The sequence below is a fragment of the Paenibacillus durus genome (assembly GCF_000756615.1).
Taxonomy (GTDB): Bacteria; Bacillota; Bacilli; order Paenibacillales; family Paenibacillaceae; genus Paenibacillus_AQ; species Paenibacillus_AQ durus.
In genome coordinates, this window is record NZ_CP009288.1 from 2,504,228 (window position 1) to 2,512,140 (window position 7,913).

A 7,913-nucleotide genomic window follows, 5' to 3' on the forward strand; every position below is an offset into this window, starting at 1 on the left:
GAGATTGTGCGGTCATTCCGAATCATTCAATTTGCTGCCTGGACATAACGAAAGGAATGGTGTGTTCCTATGAATATCACGGAGCTTATGCATGACTTAAACAAGCGCAATATCAGCCTGTATCATGAGCAGGGGAAGATTAAAATTATTGGTCCCCGAGAGCAAATCAGCCCTGAGCTTAGAGAAAAGATCAAATTATACAAGAAAGAGATTATTCAGTTCCTGACGGATAGCGAACGGCTGGAGAAAAACGGAATTCCAAGAGTGAAGCCGTCCGAAGAGAACTGCTACCCGCTATCCAGGGCGCAAAAAAGGATGTATATATTGCATCAGATGGATGAGCAGGGAGTTGCCTACAACATTCCGTTAGTCATGAAATTAAAAGGGAGATTGGATATCCATCAGTTTGAACAGGCGATGCAGCAGATCATTCAAAGACATGAGGGATTAAGAACAGCTTTTATTAAACTGAACGATGAGCCTGTTCAAAAAATCCATCGTGAGATTCATTTTGAAGTCCCATTATCCGAATTGGGAGAGCAAAGCATCACAAGCAGAATCCGGCAATTTATCAAACCGTTTGATCTGGAGCAGGCTCCTCTTATTAGAGCAGAGATGGTCAAAGTTGACAATGACGAGCATCTGATGCTGCTCGATATGCATCATATCATTTCAGACGGTATTTCGATGGCAGTCTTTATGAAAGAGTTGTCCGTTCTGTTTGAGGGGGGGCGCTTGGTTCCGTTGTCTGTCCAATACAAAGATTACTCACAATGGCAACATGAGAGAGAGCGCCAAGGAAGCTTGGACGAACAGGAGAAATATTGGCTGCTTACGTTAAGCGGTGAATTACCCCAGCTTCAGATGCCTCTGGATGATGTGCGGCCTGCTGTGCAGAATTACGAAGGCGGTCGTATCTTATTCGAGGTTAATCAGAGCATGACCAGAAGACTGAAACATTTAGCCGAACAAAATGGAGTTACGCTCTATATGCTGCTTATGGCCGCCTATACCGTTTTGTTATCCAAATACACCGGTCAAAAGGATTTGATTGTTGGCACTCCAATTGCCGGCAGACCACACGATGAGCTCAAACCGATTATTGGATTATTTACGAATACGCTGGCGACAAGACATTATCCGGAATCTGATCTGATATTTACTCAATATTTGAATCATGTGAGAACTCATATATTATCCGTTTTTGAAAATCAGGATTACCCTTTCGATATGTTGGTTGAAAGCTTAAACTTGCCAATAAACCGGAGCAGAAATCCTGTATTTGATACGATGTTTGATTTGCAGTATGCCAGTGATTTTCAATTTAAGCTGGGCGATCTGAAAGCTGAATCCTGTAATATCGACTTTCCAGTAGCTAAGTTTGACATCGGACTTACCGTAATCCATTACGGAGAATATATACAGATGGATCTTCAGTACGCCTCTAAACTGTTTAACGCGGAAACAATGGAGCGCTTCTCTGGTCACTTTTTGAACATTTTAAACGAAATTGTGGATCGTCCCGAAAAGACATTAGATGAAATCAGAATAATGTCTCCGGAAGAGGAGTCCCAGGTTACTTATCAATTCAATAGTCATAAGGTGATATATCAGGAATCCAGGACATTGAACGATCTTCTTGAGGAACGAGCGGAGATTACTCCGGAACGCGTAGCTGTTGTCCATGGTGATCATTCATTGACATACCGTGAGCTCAACAATAAGGCTAATCAACTCGCCCGCAGGCTTAGAATAGAAGGAGTAAAGCCTAACACGGTAGTGGGTATCATGGTCGAACGTTCGATTGAAATGATTGTTGGCATTATGGGGATATTGAAGGCTGGCGGAGCTTATCTGCCCCTTAATCCGGAACTTCCTGGCGAGCGGATTTCTTATATGCTGGCAGACAGCAACGCCATTCTTCTTGTAACCGAAGAAACCTTTAAATCTCAAATGAATTTTTCACCCTGTATCACGTTTGATGACGGATTGATAGACACCATGGAAAAGACCAATCCTGAACGGGTAAACCATGCCAGCGATCTGGCATATCTCATTTATACTTCTGGATCGACCGGCATGCCTAAGGGCGTGATGACAACGCATAAAAATGTTATGAATTATATCCATGCTTTTTTGGATCAGATTCCGCTTACAGAAGAAGATACCATTCTTCAGGTCGTTTCTTTTTCATTTGATGCTTTCACTGAAGAAGTGTTTCCGCTCCTGACCGTTTCCGGTCGGATCCTGATTAGCGGCACACTCACAGAGACACATGTGGATGAATTGGTTAAGCAAATCGAAAGGCAGAATGTGACCATCGTGAGCTGCTCACCGCTGCTCTTAAATGAACTGGATAAGAACAAGCATTTACGTCTGCATACAGGAATGAGATTTATTAGCGGCGGCGATGTATTGAAAGCCGAATACATAAAAAACATAATTACCACGGCTCAAGTCTTTAACTCATATGGACCGACTGAAGCAACCGTTTGTGCGACGTATCACCGAGTGAGTCAGGTGGATCTAACGAGAAAAAGCATTCCGATTGGCAGGCCCCTTGGCAATTACCAAGTGTATGTGCTGGATGAGAATAAGCATGTACTGCCTATTGGTATTCCAGGCGAATTGTATATCGGAGGAGCTGGAGTTGCCAGCGGCTATCTGAACAATCCGGAAATGACGGGTTCGAAGTTTATGGAGCATCTATACCTTTCTGGAGAACGAATGTATCGTACCGGTGATTTAGGCAGATGGCTTCCGGACGGCAGCATTGAGTTTTTGGGAAGAACGGATTACCAGGTGAAAATCCGCGGTTACCGTGTTGAGGTACAGGAGGTCGAGCATCATTTATTGAGTCACCCCGCTGTAAAAGATGTGATCGTTGCTCCCAGACAGGACAGTGATGGGAATAACTTTTTATGCGCGTATGTGGTGTTAGCTGATTCCCAAGATCAGACAGCCGTGCAAAAAGTGAAAATGTACGCGGCAAAGGTACTACCGGGTTACATGGTGCCATCTTGCTTTGTTCCGGTTGAACAAATACCGCGAACGATTAATGGGAAGACGGATTGGAAGGCACTGCCTGTGCCTGTTCTGGACGGGATGACTTTGGCAGAATATGCAGCACCCAGAAACGGAGCAGAGCAGAAGCTTGTTCGTATTTGGGAAGAAGTTCTCGGCGTTGGTTCCATTGGAATTGATCATCATTTTTTTGAGTTGGGAGGACAATCACTAAAGGCGTTTGCTATGATGACTGCTCTGCAAAGGGTTTTTCAAGTTCATATTTCGCTGAAGGATATCTTTAGCCACGCCACGATCAGGCAATTGGGAGAATACATCCGGTCTGTTGATAAACAGGATTGTTCAAGTATTAAAAAAGCGGAAGAAAAGCCTTATTATTCTCTATCGGCAGCACAAAAACGGATCTACATCTTAAATCAGATACAACAGCCGAGCATTATGTATAATATGCCACTTGTTATAAGAATATCCGGTGAAGTGCATCATGGACTTCTTGAGCAAGCATTCCACACGTTGATACAGAGACATGAGGTGCTTAGAACATCGTTTGTAGAGATCAACGGAGAGCCTGTTCAGCAAATCGAACAAACCATTGCATTCCGGTTGCGGTCAAGTATGGTCAATAGTGATGAACTGGAACGGCGAATTCAAACATTTATCCAGCCCTTTGACCTTAGAGAAGCGCCGCTTCTTCGGGCGGAACTGTTGAAGGAAGAACAAGACCATCTGTTGCTGCTAGATATGCACCACATTATTTCAGACGGTGTTTCCATGGATATATTGACCAATGAGTTAGGGCAACTTTATGAAGGCAACAAGTTGCCGCCTGTGGCGATTCAGTACAAAGACTACTCGGAATGGTCTTTGACGGCGGAACGAAACAGGGAACTTAAGAGACAGGAGCAATATTGGCTGCAGGCGCTGGGAAAAGATCTTCCTGTACTGCAATTGCAGACGGATTATGCGAGACCAGCGGTTCAAAGTTCTGAGGGTGGCCGAATTAGCGTTGAACTCGGGGAAGAACTGACAAAGAAGCTCCGGATAATGGCTGCGGACAGCGGGACAACAATGTTCATGCTGCTGCTGGCAGCTTACACGGCACTGCTTGCCCGGTATACAGCTCAAGAGGATATCATTGTGGGTACCCCTATTGCGGGCAGGCAGCATCAGGATCTTAGCCATACAATGGGCATGTTCGTCAATACACTGGCATTGCGTAATTACCCTAGACCGGAATTAAATTTTCAACAGTATCTTCATCAGGTCAAAGAAACGACGATCAATGGATTTGAACATCAGGAATATCCGTTCGACGAACTGGTTGGTCAACTGGGATTAGATAGGGATGTGAGCAGGAATGCATTGTTTGATACCATGTTCTCCCTACAAGACGAGCAACAGACGGGTTTTAACGCAGAAGGTTTGCAGGCTGAACTATACCCTTTTGAATACCCCATCGCTAAATTTGATTTGAGCGTCACAGCCTTGGAGTCTAGCAATCTCATCCGGATTTATTTCGGCTATGCAACAAAACTGTTCAAGCAAGAAACGATTGAAAGAATGGGCCGTCATTTAACAAAAATTTTGCAAGAAATCGTACGACAACCTGAATGTCCACTCGGCGAGATTAATCTTGTCTCGGACGAGGAACGGCAAATGCTGCTGCATGTTTTTAATGATACCGCGAGGGAGTATCCCCGTGATCAAGCGGTTCCTCAATTCATTGAAGATCAGGCTCACCGCAGACCCGACCATACAGCTGTCGTGTTCGAAGGCGAGCAGCTGACGTACCGGGAGCTGAACGAGCAGGCTGATCGCGTCGCTCAGCTGCTGCGGGCCCGGGGCGTAAGACGGGAGACGCCCGTTGGCATCATGATTGACCGCTCCCTGGAGATGGTGACCGGGCTGCTCGGCATTCTAAAATCCGGCGGGGCCTATCTGCCGCTGGACCCGGCGTTTCCGGAAGAACGGATCCGTTACATGCTGGAGGACAGCGGGGCCAAGCTGGTCGTGACGCAGGGCCACTTGGTAAATAAGGTGGGTGAGGCCAGCATGGATTGTGAGACCCTCGTCATCGACGACTCGATCCTGACGATGCAGACGGTTCAGGAAGCTTCGGCACAGACCTCTGCTGCTGCCAATAAGGTTGACCATGATCCGCAGGACCTTGCGTATATTATCTATACGTCAGGCTCCACCGGACTGCCTAAAGGTGTTTTAGTGGAGCACGGTGCCTTTGCTAACTTTTGCCACGGATTTAGCGATCTTCATCAGATCACCGAACAAGATCACGTGGGGAACTATTTACAAATTACTTTTGACGGCTCGATTATTGAAATTTTCCCGGCGCTGATGATGGGCGCAACGTTGCATGTCATTCCGGCAGATCTGCGCCTAGATATGGATCGACTGAATAGGTATATGAATGAACAGTCCATTACACTCGTGACGCTGCCTCCTAAAGTGTGCGAAGCCTTTATTGGGCAGCCGAATGAATCCCTACGCCTGCTGATTGCTGGAGGAGAGCAGCTGAAGCTGAGCACCTTGCCGCATTATCCGGTAGTGAACGCATATGGGCCAACCGAAAATACAGTCGTAACCACCAGCCAGCTGATCGACCGGGCAGGAGGGAATATCCCGATTGGCAAGCCGGTACCCAATACACGGATCTATATCCTGAACAGAAGCCGGCAGCTCTGTCCGGTGGGTGTGACCGGAGAACTGTATATTGCGGGCGACAGTTTGGCGCGCGGCTACCTGAACAACGCGGTGCAGACGGCGGAGAAGTTCGTGGACAATCCATATGAGCCCGGGGGCAGAATGTACCGGACCGGAGATCTGGCGCGCTGGCTGCCCGATGGCAGTTTGGTCTTTATGGGACGCGCCGACCAACAGGTTAAGATCCGGGGCTACCGGATCGAACCGGGCGAAGTTGAGCAGCAGCTCCTGAAGCATCCGGCGATCCGTGAGGCAGTGGTCATTGCACACGAGGACCGGCAGGGCGTTAGCTCCTTATGTGCCTATCTCATCTCGGATGATGTGTGGACGACAACAGCTGTAAGGGAGCTACTGGAAGCGGAGCTGCCAGAGTACATGATTCCTGCATATGTAATACAGTTGGAACAGCTGCCGCTGACTTCCCACGGCAAGCTGGACCGGAAGTCCCTGCCGGAACCGGATCAGAGTTTGCGGTCAGGACCGGATTATGAAGCGCCGCGTAATGAAGTGGAGGAAAAGCTTGTTTCCGTGTGGCGCGAAGTGCTCGGGATTGAAGATATTGGGATCAACCATCAATTCTTTGTCTCCGGGGGCGATTCCATCAAAGCGCTCCAGATTGGGTCGCGGCTCGCCAAAGCAGGTCTCCGGCTGGAGGTTAAGGATTTATTTGCCCATCCGAAAATTAAAGATCTGTCCTCTTATGTCAAGGTGGAACAGCGGGAACGGCGAACGGAAGAAAGCGTGGAAGGAGAGGTGGAGTACACACCGATTCAACAGTGGTTCTTCCAGCAAAACCGCGAGGAGCGGAACCATTTCACACAGTCGTTCATGCTGCACCGGGCGGAAGGATTCGAAGCATCCCGAATCGAGCAGGTCTTCGACCAACTGCTGGCGCACCATGATGCGCTGCGGATGATCTATGCAGAGCAGGATGGAGAGATCAGGCAAATCAACCGTAGAGCGGGAGAGCGGATGTTTAGTCTGCACCGCTATGACGTTCGGGGAATGGATGATCAGGAGCGGCAGGTCTACGAGATTGCCACGAAAATCCAGCAAGCCAGCGCCATTGAAGAAGGAAAGCTGGTTCAGGTAGGTTTGTTTCGGGCCGAAGACGGCGACCACCTGCTTATCGCCATCCACCATCTAGTAGTGGACGGGGTATCCTGGCGCATTCTGCTTGAGGATTTTGAACTGCTCTACAGACAGGCAGAGCAAGACGCGCCGCTGGACATCGGCTTCAAGACGGATTCCTATCAGCGCTTTGCGGGGGAGCTGAAGGAATACGCGCTGGGCAAGCAGGTGGAGAAAGAGCGTGCCTACTGGACGGAGCTGGCGGCAGTCAAGACCCGCTTTATACCGGGACAGGTTGTGCCGGAACCGGATACGTTCGCAAACAGCCGGACGATCCAGAGCAGCCTGAGGGAAGAAACGACGCTGCAACTGTTGCGGGAAAGCAATCGGGCGTATCAGACGGAAATTAATGATTTGTTGCTGAGTGCGCTGTATGTTGCAGTACGGGAGCTGACGGGAGAGCAGCGGCTGAAAGTCAATCTGGAAGGTCACGGCCGGGAAGATGTGCTGGAAGGAATGGATGTGAGCCGGACGGTGGGCTGGTTCACGACGATGTATCCGGTGGTGCTGGAAGGCGAGGAACAGGACGAATTGTCCAAGACGATCAAGCGGATTAAGGAAGGATTGCGGAAAGTGCCGAACAAGGGCATTGGCTACGGGGTGCTAAAGTACCTTACCCGGGTACCGGAGCTGCAGAATGAAGAGCGGGCACCGATTCTTTTTAACTACTTGGGCGAGATAGGCGGAACAGCACATGACGGGCTGTTCGGAGGATCCCGGTTCTCCTTGGGGGAAAGCATCGGCGGCAAAATAATTAGAAGCAATCCTGTTGAGATAAACGCGGTTATTGTGAACGGACGCCTGATGATGAGCACAACCTATAACGCGTCGGAGTACAGCGAAGCTATAATTTCGCGCTTTAACAACATGTATGTAGATGCTTTGGAGCAGATCATTGCTCACTGCGCAAACAAAGAGTACGCAGAAAAAACATCTTCAGACTATGGATACAGCGACTTGTCATTGGAGGATCTTGAAGAATTATTAAGCGAATATGAGGTGGTCGAGGATTAACCGTTCCATATTCGTTGTCCAACGTT

General features: G+C 48.4%; 1 protein-coding gene. It reads left to right on the forward strand.

Going from position 1 to position 7,913, the window contains the following annotated elements; genetic code table 11:
* Positions 1-69: 69 nt before the first annotated feature.
* The gene (locus PDUR_RS10845; RefSeq protein WP_042206283.1) at positions 70-7,887 is read left to right on the forward strand and encodes a non-ribosomal peptide synthetase; all 7,818 of its coding nucleotides are present in this window, start codon (positions 70-72) and stop codon (positions 7,885-7,887) included.
* Positions 7,888-7,913 lie beyond the last annotated feature (26 nt).

Excerpts from the sequence above, each read along its gene's own strand:
- PDUR_RS10845 (WP_042206283.1), top strand. The coding sequence starts at position 70 with ATGAATATCACGGAGCTTATGCATGACTTAAACAAGCGCAATATCAGC.